We start from the raw sequence: 20,459 nt of genomic DNA, 5'->3' as shown, positions 1-20,459 counted from the left end.
TTAACGTGAGATCGACCCGGTCGCAATGCGGGGAGGCGCTTCCGATCCCTCAACTGTCACAAGCTGTGGCTAAAGCGCAGCAAATGCCCGTCCAACCTTGCAAACGGAAAAGGGCAGACCTACCTTGGCCATAATATCAGGGCACAGATATGCCGGGTGCGAAAGCGATTCCGGTACGCCAGGCGCCCGCCGCTTTAAATCGATTTTAGGACCGGAGAGGAACCTCATGTCTCAGCGTCATGCGCCCGTCATTGTCATTGGCTCAGGTCCTGCTGGTTATACTGCTGCGATTTACGCGGCGCGCGCCATGTTGAAACCCATCGTCATTGCCGGTCTGCAGCAGGGCGGTCAGCTGATGATCACCACCGATGTGGAAAATTATCCGGGCTATGCGGAGCCGGTGCAGGGCCCATGGATGATGGAACAGATGGCCAAGCAGGCAGAACATGTCGGCGCGGAAATCGTTCACGACATCATCACCGAGGTTGACACCAAGGTGCGCCCGTTCCGCCTGACGGCCGATTCCGGTGCGATCTATACCTGTGATGCGCTGATCATCGCGACTGGCGCGCAGGCCAAATGGCTTGGCCTCGACAGCGAACAGACCTTTATGGGCGGCGGCGTTTCGGCCTGCGCCACCTGTGACGGCTTCTTCTATCGCGGCAAGGATGTGGTTGTGGTCGGCGGCGGCAATACGGCTGTCGAGGAAGCGCTTTACCTGTCGCATATCGCCAAGAGCGTAACCGTGGTGCATCGCCGCGACGGTTTCCGCGCGGAAAAGATCATGCAGGATCGTCTTCTGTCGCGCGCCAATGTCAGCGTGGTCTGGAACAGCGTGATCGATGAAATTCTGGGAACCGAGGCCAAGCCGCCGATGGGCGCGACGGTTACCGGCGTGCGCCTGAAGAATGTCGTGACGGGTGAAACCACGGAAGTCGACACGCATGGCGTCTTTGTCGCCATCGGTCATGCGCCTGCCGTGTCGCTGTTCGAAGGCAAGCTGAAGCAGAAGCCGAACGGCTATCTGTGGACCGCGCCCGATTCCACCGCCACCGATGTTCCCGGCATTTTTGCCGCTGGCGACGTCACCGACGATATTTACCGGCAGGCCGTGACCGCCGCCGGTATGGGCTGCATGGCAGCGCTCGAAGCCGAGCGCTGGCTCGCCGCACAGGAACCGCTGCACGAAGCAGCGGAGTAACGAGGGGGAAATCGTGGTCGCACCGCTCGACTGGGATAAACTGCGCATTTTTCATGCTGCGGCGGAAGCAGGGTCGTTCACCCATGCCGCGCAGACATTGCATTTGTCGCAATCGGCCATTTCGCGTCAGGTCAGCGCGCTGGAGCAGGATGTCGGCGTGCCGCTGTTCCACCGCCACGCGCGCGGGCTGATTTTGACCGAACAGGGCGAAACGCTTTATCGCACGGCGCATGACGTGTTGATGAAGCTGGAAAATGTTCGCTCCAAGCTGGCCGAGAGCAAGGAAAAGCCGACGGGACGCTTGCGCGTCACCACGACGGTGGGCCTTGGCTCCGGTTGGCTGATCGAGCGCATTCAGGAATTCGTCGAGCTCTATCCGGATATCCAGCTTCAGCTGATCCTCGATAATGAAGAGCTGGATCTGACCATGCGCCACGCGGACTGCGCCTTGCGTCTGCGCCAGCCGCAGCAGCCGGATTTGATCCAACGCCGCCTGTTTACGGTGCATATGCATCTTTACGCATCGGCGGGCTATGTCTCGAAATATGGCAAGCTGAATTCGATCGACGAGATCGACCAGCATCGCATCGTGACCTTCGGCGAACCGGCTCCAAGCTATCTGACCGGTTTGAACTGGCTGGAAGTAGCAGGCCGCACCGATGGTAGCACGCGTATCCCGGCCTTGCAGGTCAATAATCTTCTGTCGGTGCGCCGCGCCGTACAGCGGGGCGTCGGCATTGCCGTGCTGCCGGATTATATGGCCGACAAGGAATCCGGTCTGGTGCAGCTCGTGCCCGAACTGGAGGAAATTCCGTCCTTCGATACGTTCTTCTGCTACCCGGAAGCATTGAAGAATTCCGCCAAGCTGCATGCGTTCAGAGACTTCCTGTTTTCCAAGGCGCGCAACTGGACCTATTGATCCCATCCGCATGAAATGCAAAGGCCGCGCTGGTTTGCCAGCGCGGCCTTTTGTTTGGGACAATATGGCGTTACTTGCGCGGCAGGAGACGCTGCACGTCCTTGGCGGTGTCGGCAAGGACATCTTCCGGGGTGGCCGACTGTTCGACCAGACGGGAGAGACCGTCCACGATGGTCTGCGTCACCTTCACGCCGTTGGAGCCCGGGAAGGCATACCACGGGATCATGATCGACATCTGGCTGAGACCGGCCTTGAAGAGCGGGTTTTCTTCGTAGAACTTGCCGAGATATTCATCCGACTTGGCGGCGAGATCGTTGTTCGGCACGTAGCCGGTCCCCGGAACCACGACTGAAGCGCCGTAAGGGCCAGCGGCGAATTTGGCGAATTTCCACGCCGCATCGACCTTCGACTGGTCTTCGGTGAGGATCACAACCGCATTGCCGCCGGTCGGCAGACGGCCCTTTTCCGGGTTGATGAGCGGGATTTTTGCGGTGCGCATATCAAACTTGTCGCCGACATTCTTGATCGTGTTGCGCAATGCGCCGGTGGTCTGGAAGGCAAAGCCGACCTTGCCAGCGGAAAAGGCCTGTTCGCCAGCAGCCTTGGTCAGAACCGGCAAGCCGCCTTCCTTGACCATGCGGTCGACGAGCTTGAGCGCGGCAAGGCCTTCCGGTCCGTCGAAGGCGACCTTCTTTTCGTCTTCGGTCAGCATGGTGCCGCCCGCGCCGAACAGAAGTGCCGAGAACATCCAGTCGTCGCCCTGCCAGCGGAAGTCGATGCCTTCATTGCCGTCGCCGAGCGCCTTGATCTTGCCGCCGAGCGCGATCACTTCATCCCAGGTGGTGGGCGGCGTGTCTGGATTACCGCCTGCTGCGCGCACCAGATCGGCATTGTAATACATGATCGGGTTGGAGGTTGCGAAAGCAAGGCCGACCTGACGGTCGCCGACGCGGGCAAGCTTGAGGATATGATCGGTGAAGCCCTGCGCTTCCATATCCTTTTCCTTGTCGACCAGCGGCTTCATGTCGATGCCGATATTGCGTTCGGCGAGGACACGCAGACGATTGAGGCCGGTGAAGGTGATATCCGGCATTTCAGACGTGCCGACCTGACGCATGATGGTCTGGATGCCTTCCTCATAAGTGGCAGAAGGGCTGACGAAGTTGATCTTGATATCCGGGTTTTCTTCCATGAACTTCTTTGAGATGTCGGCCATGACATCCTTGAAGAAGCCGGGCATCGGATAATGCACGTTGAGCGTGGTGTCTGCGAAAGCGGGCGAGCCGAGGCCGGTGGCGATGGCCAGAGCGGCAAAGGTGCTTGCGAGGCGTTTCATGAATAACTCCTGTATGTGGGATAGGCGAAAGGGTCAGCCTTTGAGGCCGGTCAAGGTGATGCCCTCGATGAAGCGGCGCTGGGCGGCAAGGAATGCCAGCAGCAGGGGCAAGGTGATGATGAGCGTCGCGGCCATCAGCGCGCCGTAGTCGTCACCGGCTTCGGCGGCGCGGAAATAGAGCAGGCCGAGCGGCGGTGTGGCGCGTTCCATTCCGTTGACGACGATCAGCGGCCAGAACAGATCGTTCCAGTGCGCGACGACGGAAAAGATGGAGAAGGCGGTGATGGCGGGCCATGCGTTCGGCACGATCACACGCATGACGATGCTTGCTTCAGACATGCCGTCGAGGCGGGCGGCGCTGATGAGATCGTCTGGCATGGCGCGGAAGAATTGCAGAAACAGGAATATGCCGAACACCGAGATGAAGAACGGTGCGCTCAATGCGAAATAGCTGTTCAGCACGCCAAGCTGGTTGAAGCCGACATAGAAGGGCAGCGCGGTTGCGTGGATCGGAACCAGCAGCCCCAGCATGACGAGAACCATCATGGCACGCTGGCCGCGAAAGTTGAGTTTCGCCATGGCATAGGCGCATGGAATGGCGATCACCACCTGCACCACCAGCACCAGTCCGCAGACGACGACGCCGTTGAACAGCAGGAGCCCCATCGGCACGCGGGTGAGGGCTTTGCCGACATTGTCCCAAAGCGCCCAATTATGCGGGATCAGCGACAGCGAAGAGGAGAAAATGTCCTGCTGTGATTTGGCTGCGGTGGACAGCATGAAGATATAGGGCGCGAGGAAAAGCAGCGCGCCAAAGGAGAGAAGACCGAGGCGAAACGAACGGGCGAGTGACATGGGAGGTCCCCTCAATAATGCGTGCGGCGGTCCAGCACACGGAACTGGAGCAGCATCAGGACGATCAGCACGGCGAGGAAAATCACGGTCATGGCCGAGGCGTAACCGACGCGGAGGAAGACGAAGCCTTCCTGATAGATGGTCCAAAGCAGGACTTCGGTAGCCTTGTTCGGACCGCCTTCGGTGAGCGTCTTGACGGTTTCGAAAACCTTCACGGCATTGATGATGCTGATGGTCGTGACAAACAGCGTCGTCGGTCCGAGCAAGGGCCAGGTGACCAGGCGAAAGCGCTCCCAGCTGCTTTTCACGCCATCCACTTCGGCGGCGGAATAAAGCTCGCGCGGAATGGCGGTGAGGCCGGCCAGAAACAGGACCATATTGAAGCCCACACTTTGCCAGACGCCGATCAGCGCAAGGCTGATCAAAGCCGTATCGCTGGAGCCGAGCCAGTTCGGCCCGGTAATGCCGATGATGCCGAGCAGCGCATTGACGGGGCCAAGCGTGGGATGGAGCAGATATTGCCAGACAGTCGCCATGGCAACGAGCAGCGAGGCAACCGGCAGAAAATAGACGGTACGGAAGAAGGATTTTCCCCGCACTTCGCCTTCAATGAGAAGCGCAACGCCAAGGCCGAGAAAGACCGAAGCCGGTGCGACAATGGCCGTATAGATAGCCGTGTTTTTCAAAGAGATGAGAAAAGTGCGGTCGCTGAACAGCTCGACATAATTGTCGAGGCCGATGAATTCGAAACCGGCATAGCCAAGCTCGAAATTGGTAAAGCTCCAGAAGACAACAGCCGCGGTTGGCAAAAGGATAAGCAGCACTGTCAGGATAATGGCGGGGGAGGGGAGTTTCCAGGCGAGCTGCTCCTCGCGCCGCCGCGCATTTTCGGCGGCAGTGCGGGCGCTGATCGCGCCGGGCCGGGCGAGAGCGAGATCAGACATGGGCCACTGCCTTTTCCGCCGGTGCGACGGTCACTGCTTGTCCGGCGGGCTGGCGCAGGCGTGCTCCATCATCGCCGAAGAGATAGGCGTTTTCCGCATCGAAATGCAGGCCAACCGGCAAGCCGGGCGCAATGTGATCGGCCTTGATGGGATCAAGCTTGACGATCAGCTCCTGCGCGGAGCCGGGTGCTTTCAGATAGACGAGCACTTCCGAACCGAGAAACTCGATGCGTGACACTGTCCCGGTGATTCCGGTCTTGTCATGCGGCAGCAGCCGGAAATGTTCCGGGCGAATGCCGACGCGGATCGTTGTGCCTGCATAGGCTGCGACGTTTTGAAGGATCGGACGGCCCGCGAAATGAACGCTGCCTTGGTCGCTGACCAAAGCATCCAGAATGTTGATGCGCGGCGTGCCGATGAACTGGGCCACTTCTATATGGCGCGGATCGTTATAGATCGCGGTCGGCGTATCGATTTGCAGCAGCTTGCCGCCCATCATGACGGCGACACGGTCGGCCATGCTGAGCGCTTCAGCCTGATCGTGCGTCACATAGATCGTCGGAACGCCGGCACGGCGATGCAGGTCGACAATCTCGGCGCGGGTGTGAACGCGCAGATTGGCGTCGAGATTGGACAGCGGTTCGTCCATAAGGAAAACACCGGGCTGGCGCACGAGGGCACGAGCCAACGCGACGCGCTGACGCTGGCCGCCTGACATCTGGCCGGGCTTGCGGTCAAGAAGATGGTCGATTTTCAGGCTGGCGGCGGTGGTTTTCACCTGCTTCTGGATGGCGGCGCGCTTGGCGCGCTGGCCGGGAACCATGGGGCCAACAAAGGGCAGACGTTCCGCCGTCGTCATGTCGCGCATGGCAAGCGGCACGGCGATGTTCTGCGCGGCGGTCAGATGCGGGTACAAGGCATAAGACTGGAAGACCATCGCGATATTGCGGTCGGCGGGATGCGCGCCGGTGATGTCGCGGCCAGCAAGAGAAACATTGCCTTCATCGGCATGGTCGAGACCGGCGAGAATGCGCAAAAGCGTGCTTTTACCGCAGCCAGACGGGCCGACAAGGGCGATGAATTCACCCTCCGCCACGTCGATGCTGACGCCGTCCAGAATGCGGTTGCCGCCATAGGACTTTCCGATATCGCGAATGGCAAGCGTGCTCATTGGCTTGCCTCTTCCGTGACTTTTTCGCCATCGCCCGCATGATGCGGATAGACTTCATGCACCACGTCGTCGATCACATAAGGCGTCAGTTCTTCAATGCGGATGATGGTGCTGGTCGCCGTTTCGCTAAGTTCATGCACGACAGCGCCGAGAATACGCTCGCCCGGCAGATCGCGTTCCATCGCGCCGACGATGAAGGCTGCAGCCGGTCCCCAGACATAGCTGGTGCCGAACGCTTCGCCCTTCCATGCGCGGTGCAAATGGCCGCTGGCGTGAAGCTGCACGTTATATTGTGCGAAGAGATCATAGAGACGCTGGCGCGCAACCGGGCGGATGCCCCAATAGCCGCTGTCGCCTTCTTCTGGATCGTCAACAAACAGCGGCTTATGCGCGAAGACGGCGACCGGTTTGCCATCGGCGTTTTCCAGCACGTTTTCCAGCCACTGGAACTGGTCTTCTTCCTGTTCGCTGCTGGTGCCGATAATCAGGCTGTTGAGGCCGACGATCAGCCATTCGCCGAGGTCCTTTGCCCAGCTGTCTGGCCCGATATGGCGCTGCCAGCGCGCAAGGCGCTCGGCATTGACCGGTTGGTGGCTTTCCGGCAGATGGCCGATGTCGTGATTGCCGGGCACGCTGAGGACGGGAACAGAGAGCTGATCGAAACAGCTGCGGCAGAATTCCAGATCGGCCTCGATATCCGCGCCGTCAACGGCGAGGTCGCCGGTGTGAATGATTAGGTCGGGCTTCTGCTGCTCGACCCACGCCACCAGCGGTTCCCAGTTGGGGTTGAAATGCGTCTTGATCGGGCTGAGATGGGTGTCGGTGATTTGAACGATCCGCATGGACGCGCTCCCTCATGGCTTGTGAGATGTTCGCAGCGATCACCGTTTTATCCGGTGGCTGCTTCACGCCGGATGCGTTCTGCCGCATCGGCTCTGCCGGGGCTTTTAGGCCTGTTGTGTGACAGTCCTGATGCGCCGGGATGACAGTTGGGTGACATCTTCTGTGGGGAATCAGCGGAAGGTGATTTGCTGAATTTGCAGGCAGTTCGGTTGTATCGATGCCTGTTCTATAGGCGCTCATATTCGAGCTTGCGCCATCTTATGGCGGGCAATCTCTGGCTAACGCATTGATTATAATTAAAATAATTGCCTAAACGAGCTATGCGCAGGACGCATGGCAGCATTGCGCTAAAGTTGCATTGCAAAAATGATGAGCAAGGAGCATATAACAATCATCTCAGCGCCGCGTTTCCTCCTCCCATTTGCGCGGGCTGAGTGTTCCCCTCTGGAGGTTTGCCTCAAAGGCACCTTCAAAACTCAAAGCCAGACATTTGTCTGGCTTTTTTTTTGGCTTTTCGCCTTATCGTTGGCCGCGACGGCTGACCGGAACAAACTACAAATGGCGGGTATCTTCCAGCTGTTCGTTTTGACAGGGTAAGCCTGGATACGAAAAAAGGGGCCGTGAGGCCCCTTTGTCATTCGTCGCGTGAAGTGTTTAGCGCAGGCTGGCGCAGAAGCGCTGGATGCGATTGCAGGCTTCTTCGAGCAGTGCATCGGACGTTGCATAGGAAATGCGGAAGTTCGGTCCAAGACCGAAAGCCGAACCGTGAACCACGGCAACGCCTTCTGCTTCCAGCAGTTCGGTTACAAAATCTTCGTCCGTTTCGATGACCTTGCCAGCTTCGGTTTTCTTGCCGATCAGTCCGGCGCAGGACGGATAGACGTAGAATGCGCCTTCCGGCGTCGGGCACTGGATGCCCTTGGCCTGATTGAGCATCGATACGACCAGATCGCGGCGAGCCTGGAAGATTTCCTTGTTCTTCGGGATGAAGTCCTGCGTGCCGTTGAGTGCTTCAACCGCCGCCCACTGGGCAATCGAGCAGGCGCCGGAGGTCTGCTGACCCTGCACCATGTCCATGGCCTTGATAAGCTTCAGCGGGCCAGCGGCGTAGCCGATGCGCCAGCCGGTCATGGCATAGGCCTTGGAAACGCCGTTCATGGTCAAGGTGCGGTCATAAAGCGACGGCTCGACCTGGGCAGGGGTCGTGAAGACGAAATCGCCATAGACGAGGTGCTCGTACATGTCGTCGGTCAGGATCCAGACATGCGGGTGACGCACGAGAACGTCCGTCAGCGCCTTCAGCTCGGCTTCCGTATAGGCAGCGCCCGTCGGGTTGGACGGCGAGTTGAAGATCAGCCACTTGGTCTTCGGCGTGATGGCCTTTTCCAGGTCGGCGGCGGTCAGCTTGAAATTGTCTTCGATCTTGGTGTTGATGAACACCGGCGTACCGCCATTGATCGCCACCATTTCCGGATAGCTGACCCAGTATGGCGCAGGCACGATGACTTCATCGCCGGGGTTCAGCGTGGCCATGAAGGCGTTGAACAGGATCTGCTTGCCGCCCGTACCGACGATCACCTGATCCGGCGTGTAGTCGAGGCCGTTCTCGCGCTTGAACTTGGCAACGATGGCTTGGCGCAGCTCGGGGATACCGGCCACAGGCGTATATTTCGTTTCGCCGCGATTGATCGCGTCGATGGCCGCCTGCTTGATGTTATCCGGTGTGTCGAAATCGGGTTCGCCCGCGCCGAGACCGATCACGTCCTTGCCTTTGGCTTTCAGTTCGCGTGCTTTCTGGCTGACCGCGATGGTCGCAGATGGCTTTACACGGGAAAGGGCGTCGGCGAGAAATGCCATGATAGATCTCCATAGATGGCAGGCTCTGTTAACTGCGCTGGGAATGGCGCGGTTTTGCGGATTTTCTATGTCGCATCGGCACGGGAATCGCAACAGAAGGATTGGCATTTCGCCCGTATTTCGGGGTTTTCTCTAAAATGTGTTGCGGAAAGTGCCGGATAGATCAGCGTTGCTGACATAATATCTCAATGAAACTGATTGGACAGGCCATGACGGAGGCAGAGATAGTGCTGCGAAACAGGAGACATCCATGCTGACCATCTACGGACAACCCGATTCAGGAAATTGCTACAAGCCCCGCTTGCTGCTTGCCTTGCTGGGCAAGCCTTTTCGCCACGTGACCGTTTCATCGCGGGACGGGTCCACACGCCAGCCGGACTATCTCGCCAAAAATCCCAATGGCAAGGTGCCTTTGCTCGAGCTGGATGACGGACGCCTGCTGGCGGAATCGAACGCCATGCTTCTCTATCTGGCCGAGGGAACACCGTTTTTGCCCGCTGACGCCTATGAGCGGGGGCTGGTCTATCAATGGCTGTTCTTCGAGCAATATAGCCACGAGCCCTTCGTGGCGGTGAGCCGCGCGTTGCGGCTTTATCCGGAACGGGCCAAGCTGGCGACGCCGGAACGTCTGGCTTCGTTGCTGGAAGGCGGCAACAAGGCGCTCGCGGTCATGGAAACGCAGCTCAAAAAGACGCCTTATCTGGTGGGTGATGCTTATACGGTCGCCGATATCGCGCTCTATGCCTATACGCATGAGGCGCATCTGGGCGGGTTTGATATGCAGCAATATCCGGCGATTGAAACCTGGCTCAAGCGCGTTGCAGCCCATCCGGGGCATGTGGCGCTTGACTGGCTGCCTTGAGAATTTTCAAACGGTACAAATGATTAGAGCGCCGGTCAGACCGGCGCTCCAATTTCTTAGCCACATTCGTGCACAAGCCAGATGGAATATCCGGCGGCAAAATGTCTTAGGCTGCGACGAGGTTGTCTGCAGACGAACGGCCCGAACGGCGGTCCTGCACGATTTCGTAAGAAACCTTCTGACCTTCGTTGAGCGTAGCAAGGCCAGCGCGCTGAACGGCAGAAATGTGAACGAAAATGTCCGTGCCGCCCTGGTCAGGCTGAATGAAGCCGAAACCCTTGGTCGTGTTGAACCACTTAACTGTTCCCGTAGCCATGGGAATGTCCTTTGTAACGATAGTAATTTTTAGTCCGCATGCTCCGCATACGTCCCTGTGGATCGAATTTATGGACAGGAGATCGTCAGGAAGCACGGGCAGGCCGCACGGGTCTCAAAGTCACTCGACCGAAAAATCGATTGCCGAACTATATGCGACAAATTTGACCAGCACAAGAGAGCTAGAACCTGTGTCATGCCGTGAATTTGTTAAAAAAATCGCGGCTTTAAGGTTAACGGAACGTAATTTTTATCCAAAACGCCGCCTTTCCCGCGATTGCATGCAAGAACGGCGCTCTGCAGAAAATGTCGTGAGTCTGGTCGTTATCGAGCAAACGTTCCACCCTGTCAGAAAGGCGGGCTCACAAAACTGAGCCACGGGGCGGCAGGATATCGCGTTTCTTTGACTTTTGCGTGATATGCATAATGCGCATGGTGTGAATTGCCCGCGCGTTCGTCACAGGGATGAGCGACTGGGCATGTGGTGAGGCAAAGCATGACGTCTGAACCAGAACAGAAACAGCCGAAACGCAGTGCGCCGAAGAGGAGCCGCAAGCGCGGGAAATCCCAGCGCAGCGGCATCAAAGGCTTGCTTACCCGCCAGCCGGTCCGCGACGGCAATGATCTGTTCTCGCAGGTCTCGATGATGACCGGCGCATTCTGGAATTCGGCGGTACGCAACACACTCATCGCGCTTGGAACTGGCATTTTCGTGCTGATCGTGCTGATCGCAATCGGGCAGGTTGCGATCAACCGCTGGAACGAACCGTTCTATGACGCGCTGGCGCGCAAGGATTTACAGGCATTCTTCCATCAACTGATGGTGTTTTTCGGGATTGCCGGAAGTTTGCTGGTGCTCAACGTCGCGCAGACATGGCTGAACCAGATGTTCAAGCTGAAGATGCGCGAGGGACTGGCGCGAGATCTGGTCGGTCAGTGGCTCGCGCCAGGGCGGGCGTTCCGGCTCGCCAATGCGGGCGAGATCGGCATCAATCCGGATCAGCGTCTGCATGAAGATGCCCGCCACCTGGCCGAAACCTCCTGCGATTTGGGCATCAACCTGCTGCAATCGACAGTCATTCTGTTGAGTTTCGTCGGCGTGCTCTGGACACTCTCGAGCGGCTTCATCTTCCATGTCGGAGGCTACAGCTTCCCGATACCGGGCTATATGGTCTGGGCGGTGATTATCTATGCCGCCTCCGCATCGTGGCTGACATGGATCGTCGGGCGCAACCTCGTTAATATTAACGCCAATCGCTATGCGCGCGAGGCGGATTTCCGCGCGTCGCTGATGCGCGTCAACGAGCATCTCGATTCGATCACCCTGTCCCGCGGCGAGGCGGACGAACGCCGCCGTCTCGATCTCGATATCGATGCCGTGCTGGCCGCGATCCGCAAGATCGTCTACGCGACCACGCGCTTGACCTGGGTGACCGCCGGTTATGGCTGGCTCACCATTGTTGCGCCCATTCTGGTCGCGGCACCGGTCTATTTCTCCGGAGGGCTGACCTTCGGCGGACTGATGATGGCGGTTGGCGCGTTCACGCAGGTGCATAATTCGTTGCGCTGGTTCGTGGATAATTTCGGCGCCATTGCCGACTGGCGCGCCACGCTTCTCCGCGTCGCGACGTTCCGGCAGGCGATTCTGCGCATGGATGAATTGGGCCGTCTCGACCGTCAGGTCGATCTGGCCGTCAATGAGGACGATAGAATCAGTCTCGATGACGTGTCGATTGCAGCGCCCGATATCTGTCTGCGGCTGTCGAAGAGCGCCTTTGCGGTCAAGCCAGGCGAACGCGTGCTCGTGACCGGCGGCACCGAAACTCAACGAACTTTGCTGTTCCGGGCGCTGGGCGGCCTGTGGCCATGGGGCGAGGGGCGTATCGGCATGCCAGCCAATGACGGCGTCGCTTTCATGCCGCGCGCGCCTTATTTCCCACCTGGCGCGCTGAAGAGCGTGATTGTCTATCCGTTCGATCTGACAAAGTTCTCGCCCGAAGCGCTGGAAGGCGTGTTGCGGCGCGCCGGGCTCGCGCGGCTGATCGGCAGTCTCGATCACGTCACGCGCTGGGAGCGGGTGCTGACCGATGACGAGCGGCAATGTCTCGCCTTTGCCCGGCTCATTTTGCAGAAGCCGCAATGGATCATCATCGACGGCGCGCTGGATGGGCTCGACGCCGAGGCTTACGATCGCATCCGGGACATTTTGAACAATGAGCTGAGGCAAGCTGCCGTTATCCATCTGGGCAAGCCGCATCTGCATAATGGGCTGTTCTCGCGCCAGCTCACTCTGGAAGAGAACCCCGATGGCAAGCCGCTCGAAATTCCCGCTCTAAAGAGCGCATAAGAAAAAGCCGCCGGATCGCTCCGGCGGCTTTTCTCATTGTCTGTAAAACTTGTTATGCGCGGAAGTAATCCTGCAGCGGACGTACTTCCAGCGAACCGGCCTTCAGCGCCGCGATGGCTTCGGCGGCAGCTTCGGCACCGGCCATGGTGGTGTAGTAAGGCAGCTTCTGCATCAGCGTTGCGCGGCGGATCGACTTGGAATCGGACACAGCGCTGGCGCTGTCGGTCGTGTTGAAGACCAGATGGATCTGACGATTGCGGATCGCATCTTCCACATGCGGGCGGCCTTCGATGACCTTGTTGACCTTGATCGCCTCGACGCCATTGTCGGCGAGGAAACGCTGCGTGCCGCCGGTTGCCATCACGCGGAAGCCGAGTTCTGCGAGCTTGCGCACAGGCGCCAGAACGCGTTCCTTGTCTTCGTCGCGAACCGACACGAACACCGTGCCTTCACGCGGCAGTTCCACGCCAGCACCAAGCTGCGCCTTGGCGAAAGCCAGTGCGTAGTCGTAGTCGAGGCCCATGACTTCGCCGGTCGAGCGCATTTCCGGTCCGAGCAGTGTATCGACGCCCGGGAAGCGGGCGAACGGGAACACGGCTTCCTTGACCGCGATATGCGGGCGCGACGGTGCCTGCGGTTTGCCGCCATAAGCGCCGAGCGCTGCTTCAAGGCTTTCGCCAGCCATAATGCGGGCAGCGACCTTGGCGATCGGCGTGCCGATGGTCTTGGCAACGAACGGAACCGTACGCGATGCGCGCGGGTTGACTTCGAGGATGAAGATTTCGCCATCCTTGATCGCGAACTGGACATTCATCAGGCCGCCGACATTGAGGGCTTTGGCGAGCGCTTCCGTCTGGCGTTCGAGTTCGGCGACGGTTTCTGCCGAGAGCGAATGAACCGGCAGCGAGCAGGCGCTGTCGCCCGAGTGAATACCAGCTTCTTCGATATGCTCCATGATGCCCGCGACAAAGCTGTCCTTGCCATCGCAGAGGCAATCGACGTCCACTTCGATAGCCTGGGTCAGGTAGGTATCGAACAGCAGCGGGTTCTTGCCGAGCAGCGTGTTGATCTGACCGGTCTTGTCGTTCGGATACTTCGCCTTGATGTCTTCCGGAACGAGTTCCGGCACGGTGTCGAGCAGATAGGCCTGTAGCGTGCGCTCGTCATGGATGATCTGCATGGCGCGGCCACCCAGAACATAAGACGGGCGAACGACCAGCGGGAAGCCGAGGTCGGCTGCGACGAGACGGGCCTGTTCGACCGAATAGGCAATGCCGTTTTTCGGCTGGTTCAGGTCGAGCTTGACCAGAAGCTTCTGGAAGCGGTCGCGATCTTCCGCAAGGTCGATGGCGTCCGGCGAGGTGCCAAGGATCGGGATGCCAGCCTTTTCAAGCGCATTGGCGAGCTTGAGCGGGGTCTGGCCGCCGAACTGCACGATCACGCCGTGCAGCGTGCCCTTTTCCTGTTCAACGCGCAGGATTTCCAGCACGTCTTCCGCCGTCAGCGGTTCGAAATAGAGACGATCCGAGGTGTCGTAATCGGTCGAAACCGTTTCCGGGTTGCAGTTGATCATGATGGCTTCGTAATCGGCATCGCCGAGCGCGAAGGCCGCATGGCAGCAGCAATAATCGAACTCGATGCCCTGGCCGATACGGTTCGGGCCGCCGCCCAGAATGACGACCTTCTTGCGGTCCGACACTTCTGCTTCCGAACGCGGCTGTCCGACAAAAGGCGTTTCGTAGGTTGAGTACATATAAGCGGTCGGCGAAGCGAATTCGGCAGCGCAGGTGTCGATGCGCTTATAGACCGGATGCACGTCGAGATCGGCGCGCAGCCTGGCCACGTCCGTCGCTTCCTTGTTGGTCAGGCTGGCAAGGCGGGCGTCGGAGAAGCCCATTGCCTTCAGCATGCGCAGGTTTTCCGCATCCTGCGGCAGGCCGTGTTCGCGAATGCGTTCCTCGGTCTTCACGATGGCTTCGATCTGTTCGAGGAACCACGGGTCGATCTTGGAGGCGTCATGCACCTGCTCGACGGTCAGGCCGAGGCGCATGGCCTGCGCAACCATGCGCAGACGGTCCGGCGTCGGTGTGCCGATGGCGGCGCGGATGGCGTTCTTCTCGTCGCCTTCCTCAATGTTGGGAATGGCGATTTCATCAAGGCCGGTCAGGCCGGTTTCAAGACCGCGCAGCGCCTTCTGCAAGCTTTCCTGGAAGGTACGGCCAATGGCCATCACTTCACCGACCGACTTCATGGCGGTGGTCAGGATCGGCGAGGAGCCGGGGAATTTTTCGAAAGCAAAACGCGGGATCTTGGTGACGACATAGTCGATCGACGGTTCGAACGAGGCTGGCGTCGCGCCGCCGGTGATGTCGTTGTCGAGTTCGTCCAGCGTATAGCCGACGGCAAGCTTGGCAGCGACCTTGGCAATCGGGAAACCGGTTGCCTTGGAAGCCAGCGCGGAAGAGCGCGAGACGCGCGGGTTCATTTCGATGACGATCATGCGGCCATTGGCCGGGTTGATCGCGAACTGCACGTTGGAGCCGCCGGTTTCAACGCCGATCTCGCGCAGCACCGCAATCGAAGCGTTACGCATGATCTGGTATTCTTTGTCGGTCAGCGTCAGCGCGGGCGCGACAGTGATCGAATCGCCGGTGTGCACGCCCATCGGATCGAGGTTTTCGATGGAGCAGATGATGATGCAGTTGTCCGCCTTGTCGCGGACGACTTCCATTTCATATTCTTTCCAGCCCAGAACCGACTCTTCGATCAGAACTTCAGTGGTCGGCGATGCGTCGAGGCCGCGCTCGATGATTTCGAAGAATTCCTGACGGTTATAGGCAATGCCGCCGCCGGTGCCGCCGAGCGTGAAGCTCGGGCGGATGATGGCCGGAAGCCCAACCACGTCGAGCGCCTGCGCCGCCTTGGCAAGGGCATGGGTCATATAGCGCTGCTTGCGTTCGACTTCGCCGAGCTGCCATTCGGTTTCGAGCTTGTCGAGCGCCTTGTCCAGCGCGTCACCCGAATATTGCGCCTTGACTTCGGCGCGCTTGGCTTCGTGACGCTTGCGGTCTTCGTCCTTGATTTCGGTGGCGTTGGCGAGGCGGGATTCCGGTGTATCGAGGCCGATCTTTTCCATGGCTTCGCGGAACAGCGCGCGATCTTCGGCCTTGTCGATGGCTTCGGCATTGGCGCCGATCATCTCGACATTGTAGCGCTCCAGCACGCCCATGCGGCGCAGCGACAATGCGGTGTTCAGCGCGGTCTGGCCGCCCATGGTGGGCAGCAGCGCGTCCGGACGCTCCTTGGCGATGATCTTGGCGACAACTTCAGGCGTGATCGGCTCGATATAGGTCGCGTCCGCCAGATCGGGATCGGTCATGATCGTGGCCGGGTTGGAGTTGACGAGGATGATGCGGTAGCCTTCCTCTTTCAACGCCTTGCAAGCCTGCGTGCCCGAATAGTCGAACTCGCAAGCCTGGCCGATGACAATGGGGCCCGCGCCGATAATCAGGATCGATTTGATATCTGTACGTTTCGGCATGGGCGCTCATCCTATCTTCTTCGCGCGCATGATCTTGTCCGAAAACCGGTTCCCATTTTCGGGATCATGCTCTTGTTTCACGCATGCCTTTGTCTCGAAACCGGTTCCCACTTTCGAGTGACATGCTGCTTAGCCTGCCAGAAAAGCCCGCACGGTTTTCCGGCGGGTTGGCAGCGTATGAATTCTGTGGGCTAAGCGGGCCTTATAGGCAATGATGACCCAAAGCGGAACCCCACAAATACGCTTATTTCAAAGAAAATGCGGGCATTCACGAAAAATCTTGGCCGAGCGCAGTTTTCTTCTGCGGTGACGCGCCGGTGCGGTAACGCTCCAGCGCTGCTTTCTGGCTCGAACGGCTGACCGGGAGCAGCGTTCCGTCGCGTGTTTTGACGCTGAGCGCGCCATTGACGCGCTGCAATTCCTCGACATGAGTGTCTGCCACCCAATGCGAGCGGTGGATCTGCAAACCCGGCGTTTCGCCGATTTCTTTTACTGCATCGGAAAAGCGGATCAGGATGAGTTCCTTGCCCCGGCTGGTGACGACCTGTGTGTAATGATCGTCCGCGGACAGACGCAGCAACGGGCCGCGATTGCCGGGTTGCAGACGATTGAGCAGGACTGGGGCTTCCGGGCTCGTGTTTGAAACGGTTTTAATGTCTTTGCGAACGGTCAGATAGGCGAGGACGCAGAAGAGCGCGCCGAGCGGCAGCGAGACCGCCATGTTGCCGAGGAGCGTTTTGAACGACGGCGTTCTGATCAAGAAACCGTAGTCGACGAGGCCGACCCAAAGGCCGATGGGAATCGCTGCCAGAAGCGCGCCTGTCATCATGCGGGCAAAAGTGCTGGTGACCCACGGCTTCAACAGGGAATCCGCCAGAACGGCGAACAAGATTGCGATGGACCAGCCGCCGAACTGGATCAGCAGCCAATAGAAGAAGCGGATGGCGATGGGCATCGAACCCGTGCCCAGTGCCGCTGTTATGGTGAAGATCAGCACCACGACAAGAAACGTCATCCAGAGGCGGAGCGCGCGCAAAATGACCGTCATTTCACGAAGCGCGAATTGCACAATACCGCCAGCCACGAAGTTTTCCTGCATTCCACGTCATTCCAATTGAGCCGAGCGCAGTGTTGTCGAAGGAAGGTCGAAATTCAACCGGAGCATTGCCATGAATTTCGAGCCGCTTCTCCACGCACCGCTTGCGGTCCAGCTACACGTCGCCACTGTCATACCCGCAGCCTTGCTGGGTGCCTTTATTCTCCTGCGCCGCAAGGGTACGCGATTGCACAAGTATTTCGGGCGCATCTGGATGGCGTTGATGGTTGTCACCGCGATGACGAGCTTTTTCATACACCAGATCAACCTGTTCTGGGGTTTCAGCCCGATACATATCCTGTCTGTGCTGGTCATCGCCGGATGTATCCGGTCAGTGATCGCTGCGCGCCAGGATGAGATTGGCCTGCATCGCAAAATCGTGCGACAGGTTTATTTTCTGGGCATTGTCGGGGCTGGGCTCTTTGCCTTCCTGCCGGGGCGCATCATGCATGCGGTTGCGTTTCCGGATGCTGGCGCTTCGCACGTTGTCACGGGTGCGGTGGTGATCATCGTGGTCATGTTTGGCGGTGTCTTCTTTCGGAACAAGCTTCGTGCCGTCCGATAGCAAAACTCCCGAAAGCAAATATTGCGTGCGCGTTGCCGTTTGTGATGAGGCTTGCCATTTACTTTTTATATTGCGGTGCCAACTCTTTATGCGACAATTATACGAGATAATATTTTGCGCCGCGGGGTTTGAAGCGGCCGGTGTGAAGGGAGTGGGTGCATGCGCTGGCAAGGTCGTAGGCAAAGTGACAATGTGGAAGACCAGCGTAGTAGCGGGGGCGGCATAGGCGGCGGCTTCGGCGGTGGCGGCCCGGGTTTTCGGGTCGTGCGCGGCGGCGGGCTTTCCGGCATTCTCATTTTGATCGTGATGTTCTTCGTGCTGCGCGCCTTCGGTATCGATCCGATCCCGATTCTGTTTGGCGATGGCGGCATGGGCTCGTCCGTCCAGACACAGCAGCAGTCCAGCGGTCGTACGGCGGCTGAGGGCGGCACCGTCGCCAATGACGAGATGACCCAGTTTGCCCGCACCGTGCTTGCCGAGACGGAAGATGTCTGGAGCGGTATTTTCCAGTCGCGTGGCCAGACCTACACGAAACCGACCATGGTTCTCTTCTCGGGGCAGGTGCGCTCCGCCTGCGGTTTTGCCTCTGCCGCATCCGGACCGTTCTACTGCCCGGGCGACCGCAAGCTCTACATCGACCTGAGCTTCTATGACGAACTGGCCAACCGTTTCGGCGCATCGGGCAATTTCGCGCAGGCCTATGTGCTGGCGCATGAAGTCGGGCACCATGTCCAGAACCTGCTCGGTATTCTGCCGAAGTTCAACCAGATGCGCCAGCAGATGAACGAAGTGCAGGCCAACCAGATGTCGGTTCGCGTCGAGCTTCAGGCTGACTGCTTTGCCGGTATCTGGGGTTATTACACCGAGCAGAAGGGTATTCTGGAAGCAGGCGACCTTGAGGATGCGCTCAATGCGGCGCATCAGATTGGTGACGATACGTTGCAGCGTCGCAGCCAGGGTTATGTCGTGCCGGAAAGCTTCAACCATGGCACATCGGCCCAGCGCGCCAAGTGGTTCAAGCGCGGTTTCGATGCCGGCAAGCTCGAATCCTGCGATACTTTCAGCGGCGACATCTAAGCCGCTCTGATCCTTCCATAAAAGGCGGCTTCGGCCGCCGTTTCTTTGGGCGCGATACGGTGTTTCGCGCCAATTTCATCGACCTGTATCAAGCAGGCTTGTCGTAGAATAATTTTCCCTATAAAGGTTTCGCGACGGCGCGGCCCTTTTCCCAAATCATGCGTGACGCTCAACTTTGAGCGGCGATGACGCGCGATCCTTTCCAACAATCAAATCATGATGCTTCCTGCGGCAATCCGCATGAGCATATTCAGGTGTTCCAATGCTTGACCCCAAATTCGTAAAACGGGGCCTTTGGCTGGTCTTCATGACGCTGTTTCTCGATATTATCGGGATCGCGATCATCATGCCGGTTCTGCCGGCCTATCTGGAAGAACTGACCGGCGCGGATGTCAGTACGGCTGCCGTCGATGGCGGCTGGCTGCTTCTCGTCTATGCGGCGATGCAGTTCCTGTTTGCGCCGATGATCGGCAATCTCAGCGACCGTTTCGGACGGCGACCAGTTCTGCTGGCCTCCATTCTGACATTTGCAATCGACAATCTCATCTGCGCGCTCGCAACCTCATTCTGGATGCTGTTCGTCGGTCGTGTGCTGGCGGGCATCAGCGGCGCAAGTTTTGCGACCGCATCCGCCTATATTGCGGATGTCAGCGATGACAGCAATCGCGCGCGCAATTTCGGCCTGATCGGCATAGCCTTCGGCGTCGGCTTTGCGCTCGGTCCTGTTCTGGGCGGTCTTCTGGGTGAATTCGGCCCGCGCGTTCCGTTCTACGGCGCGGCGCTCCTATCCTTCATCAATTTCGTGCTGGCATATTTCCTGCTGCCGGAAACGCTCTCCCTGCAAAACAGGCGCAGTTTCCAGATTGGGCGCGCCAATCCGCTCGGCGCGCTGAAGCAGTTGCGCAGCTATCCTGGCATTGGCTGGGTGATGGCGGTCTTCTTCCTGTACTGGCTGGCCCATGCGGTCTATCCGTCGGTCTGGGCCTTTGTCGGCGCCTATCGTTACAACTGGAACGAGGCCCAGATCGGTCTTTCGCTCGGCATGTTCGGCATCGGCACTGCGTTCGTCATGGCGGTGGTACTGCCACGCGCTCTGCCTGTTCTGGGCGAGCGGCGCACAGCCATTACCGGCGTGTTCTTTGCCTGCGTCGGCATGATTGGTTATGCCGTCGCCTGGGAGGGCTGGATGGTCTACGCGGTCATCCTCATGACGGCGCTGGAAGGCTTTGCCGATCCGCCGCTGCGCAGTATCGCTGCGGGCAAGGTGCCGCCTTCCGCGCAAGGCGAATTGCAGGGCGCGCTGACCAGCGTGTCGAGTATCACGACGATCATCGGTCCGCTCATCTTCACGCAGCTCTTCAGCCATTTTACCGGAACGAACGCACCGTTTGACTTTCCGGGCATGCCCTATGCGGTCGCGGCTGGGCTGATCTTCATCGCGCTGGTCGTGGTGGTGGCGCGGGTTTATCCCAAGCCAAAGCCGAAACCTGTGGACGCTTAAAAGCCCACATCTGATCATGAAAAAAGCCG

The 20,459-nt window shown here is 58.9% G+C and carries 16 protein-coding genes; 7 read left to right on the top strand and 9 right to left on the bottom strand.

Going from position 1 to position 20,459, the window contains the following annotated elements:
* The first annotated feature begins 226 nt into the window (after positions 1-226).
* Together trxB and JAU75_RS15150 are read left to right on the top strand one after the other, a co-directional pair.
* Positions 227-1,201 carry a thioredoxin-disulfide reductase gene (gene trxB / locus JAU75_RS15155; RefSeq protein ID WP_199057335.1) on the top strand — a complete coding sequence of 325 codons (975 nt, stop codon included), beginning with the start codon at positions 227-229 and terminating at the stop codon, positions 1,199-1,201.
* 13 nt (positions 1,202-1,214) lie between these two features.
* Positions 1,215-2,120: a LysR family transcriptional regulator gene (locus JAU75_RS15150; protein ID WP_109369469.1), complete on the top strand. Its 906-nt coding sequence runs from the start codon at positions 1,215-1,217 to the stop codon at positions 2,118-2,120.
* 70 nt (positions 2,121-2,190) lie between these two features.
* Here JAU75_RS15150 and JAU75_RS15145 read toward each other — a convergent pair whose 3' ends face one another.
* The 6 genes from JAU75_RS15145 to JAU75_RS15120 form a co-directional block, all read right to left on the bottom strand.
* Positions 2,191-3,456 (bottom strand): ABC transporter substrate-binding protein, encoded by a 1,266-nt coding sequence (locus tag JAU75_RS15145; protein ID WP_199057334.1) that lies wholly within the window; start codon positions 3,454-3,456, stop codon positions 2,191-2,193.
* Positions 3,457-3,489: 33 nt separating this feature from the next.
* On the bottom strand, positions 3,490-4,311 hold the full coding sequence (locus tag JAU75_RS15140; protein WP_199057333.1) for a carbohydrate ABC transporter permease: 822 nt from the start codon (positions 4,309-4,311) through the stop codon (positions 3,490-3,492).
* Between the two features lie 11 nt (positions 4,312-4,322).
* Positions 4,323-5,255, bottom strand: coding sequence for a carbohydrate ABC transporter permease (locus JAU75_RS15135; protein WP_199057332.1), 933 nt, complete (start codon positions 5,253-5,255; stop codon positions 4,323-4,325).
* Positions 5,248-6,426, bottom strand: coding sequence for an ABC transporter ATP-binding protein (locus JAU75_RS15130; protein ID WP_199057331.1), 1,179 nt, complete (start codon positions 6,424-6,426; stop codon positions 5,248-5,250). Before JAU75_RS15130 ends, JAU75_RS15135 begins: the two co-directional genes overlap by 8 nt.
* A complete protein-coding gene (locus JAU75_RS15125; protein ID WP_199057330.1) occupies positions 6,423-7,268 on the bottom strand; it encodes a metallophosphoesterase in 846 nt (281 codons plus the stop codon). The genes JAU75_RS15130 and JAU75_RS15125 overlap by 4 nt, the downstream gene beginning before the upstream one ends.
* A gap of 655 nt (positions 7,269-7,923) precedes the next feature.
* Positions 7,924-9,126, bottom strand: coding sequence for a pyridoxal phosphate-dependent aminotransferase (locus tag JAU75_RS15120; protein WP_199057329.1), 1,203 nt, complete (start codon positions 9,124-9,126; stop codon positions 7,924-7,926).
* A 250-nt stretch (positions 9,127-9,376) separates the two neighbouring features.
* Between JAU75_RS15120 and JAU75_RS15115 the strand changes: the two genes are divergently transcribed.
* Entirely contained in the window at positions 9,377-9,988 is a 612-nt protein-coding gene (locus JAU75_RS15115; protein ID WP_199057328.1) for a glutathione S-transferase family protein, read from the top strand.
* A 106-nt stretch (positions 9,989-10,094) separates the two neighbouring features.
* Here the strand turns inward: JAU75_RS15115 and JAU75_RS15110 are convergent, their stop codons facing one another.
* Positions 10,095-10,304 carry a cold-shock protein gene (locus tag JAU75_RS15110; protein WP_078338706.1) on the bottom strand — a complete coding sequence of 70 codons (210 nt, stop codon included), beginning with the start codon at positions 10,302-10,304 and terminating at the stop codon, positions 10,095-10,097.
* A 495-nt stretch (positions 10,305-10,799) separates the two neighbouring features.
* Between JAU75_RS15110 and JAU75_RS15105 the strand changes: the two genes are divergently transcribed.
* Complete coding sequence (locus tag JAU75_RS15105) at positions 10,800-12,650, top strand: ABC transporter ATP-binding protein/permease (RefSeq protein ID WP_199057327.1); 1,851 nt, start codon at positions 10,800-10,802, stop codon at positions 12,648-12,650.
* Between the two features lie 52 nt (positions 12,651-12,702).
* Here JAU75_RS15105 and carB read toward each other — a convergent pair whose 3' ends face one another.
* The gene (gene carB / locus JAU75_RS15100; protein ID WP_199057326.1) at positions 12,703-16,191 is read right to left on the bottom strand and encodes a carbamoyl-phosphate synthase large subunit; all 3,489 of its coding nucleotides are present in this window, start codon (positions 16,189-16,191) and stop codon (positions 12,703-12,705) included.
* 268 nt (positions 16,192-16,459) lie between these two features.
* On the bottom strand, positions 16,460-17,275 hold the full coding sequence (locus JAU75_RS15095) for a LytTR family DNA-binding domain-containing protein (protein ID WP_371836185.1): 816 nt from the start codon (positions 17,273-17,275) through the stop codon (positions 16,460-16,462).
* 85 nt (positions 17,276-17,360) lie between these two features.
* On the opposite strand from JAU75_RS15095, the gene JAU75_RS15090 reads away from it, so the two are divergent.
* The 3 genes from JAU75_RS15090 to JAU75_RS15080 all read left to right on the top strand — a co-directional run bounded on the left by JAU75_RS15090 (position 17,361) and on the right by JAU75_RS15080 (position 20,430).
* Positions 17,361-17,852 (top strand): DUF2306 domain-containing protein, encoded by a 492-nt coding sequence (locus JAU75_RS15090; RefSeq protein ID WP_199057324.1) that lies wholly within the window; start codon positions 17,361-17,363, stop codon positions 17,850-17,852.
* A gap of 159 nt (positions 17,853-18,011) precedes the next feature.
* Positions 18,012-18,929: a neutral zinc metallopeptidase gene (locus tag JAU75_RS15085; protein ID WP_199057323.1), complete on the top strand. Its 918-nt coding sequence runs from the start codon at positions 18,012-18,014 to the stop codon at positions 18,927-18,929.
* 262 nt (positions 18,930-19,191) lie between these two features.
* Positions 19,192-20,430, top strand: a complete 1,239-nt coding sequence (locus JAU75_RS15080) for a TCR/Tet family MFS transporter (protein ID WP_199057322.1) — start codon at positions 19,192-19,194, stop codon at positions 20,428-20,430.
* Positions 20,431-20,459: the final 29 nt, after the last annotated feature.

Source organism: Ochrobactrum sp. Q0168 (assembly GCF_016427605.1).
Taxonomy (GTDB): Bacteria; Pseudomonadota; Alphaproteobacteria; order Rhizobiales; family Rhizobiaceae; genus Brucella.
Note: the sequence above shows the minus strand (reverse complement) of the source record. Positions and strands in the feature narration are given on the sequence as shown.

Bases quoted from the DNA above. Each gene is read 5' to 3' on its own strand.
- trxB (WP_199057335.1), top strand. From the start codon at position 227: ATGTCTCAGCGTCATGCGCCCGTCATTGTCATTGGCTCAGGTCCTGCT.
- JAU75_RS15145 (WP_199057334.1), bottom strand. From the start codon at position 3,456: ATGAAACGCCTCGCAAGCACCTTTGCCGCTCTGGCCATCGCCACCGGC.
- JAU75_RS15140 (WP_199057333.1), bottom strand. From the start codon at position 4,311: ATGTCACTCGCCCGTTCGTTTCGCCTCGGTCTTCTCTCCTTTGGCGCG.
- JAU75_RS15135 (WP_199057332.1), bottom strand. From the start codon at position 5,255: ATGTCTGATCTCGCTCTCGCCCGGCCCGGCGCGATCAGCGCCCGCACT.
- JAU75_RS15130 (WP_199057331.1), bottom strand. From the start codon at position 6,426: ATGAGCACGCTTGCCATTCGCGATATCGGAAAGTCCTATGGCGGCAAC.
- JAU75_RS15125 (WP_199057330.1), bottom strand. From the start codon at position 7,268: ATGCGGATCGTTCAAATCACCGACACCCATCTCAGCCCGATCAAGACG.
- JAU75_RS15120 (WP_199057329.1), bottom strand. From the start codon at position 9,126: ATGGCATTTCTCGCCGACGCCCTTTCCCGTGTAAAGCCATCTGCGACC.
- JAU75_RS15115 (WP_199057328.1), top strand. From the start codon at position 9,377: ATGCTGACCATCTACGGACAACCCGATTCAGGAAATTGCTACAAGCCC.
- JAU75_RS15110 (WP_078338706.1), bottom strand. From the start codon at position 10,304: ATGGCTACGGGAACAGTTAAGTGGTTCAACACGACCAAGGGTTTCGGC.
- JAU75_RS15105 (WP_199057327.1), top strand. From the start codon at position 10,800: ATGACGTCTGAACCAGAACAGAAACAGCCGAAACGCAGTGCGCCGAAG.
- carB (WP_199057326.1), bottom strand. From the start codon at position 16,191: ATGCCGAAACGTACAGATATCAAATCGATCCTGATTATCGGCGCGGGC.
- JAU75_RS15090 (WP_199057324.1), top strand. From the start codon at position 17,361: ATGAATTTCGAGCCGCTTCTCCACGCACCGCTTGCGGTCCAGCTACAC.
- JAU75_RS15085 (WP_199057323.1), top strand. From the start codon at position 18,012: ATGCGCTGGCAAGGTCGTAGGCAAAGTGACAATGTGGAAGACCAGCGT.
- JAU75_RS15080 (WP_199057322.1), top strand. From the start codon at position 19,192: ATGCTTGACCCCAAATTCGTAAAACGGGGCCTTTGGCTGGTCTTCATG.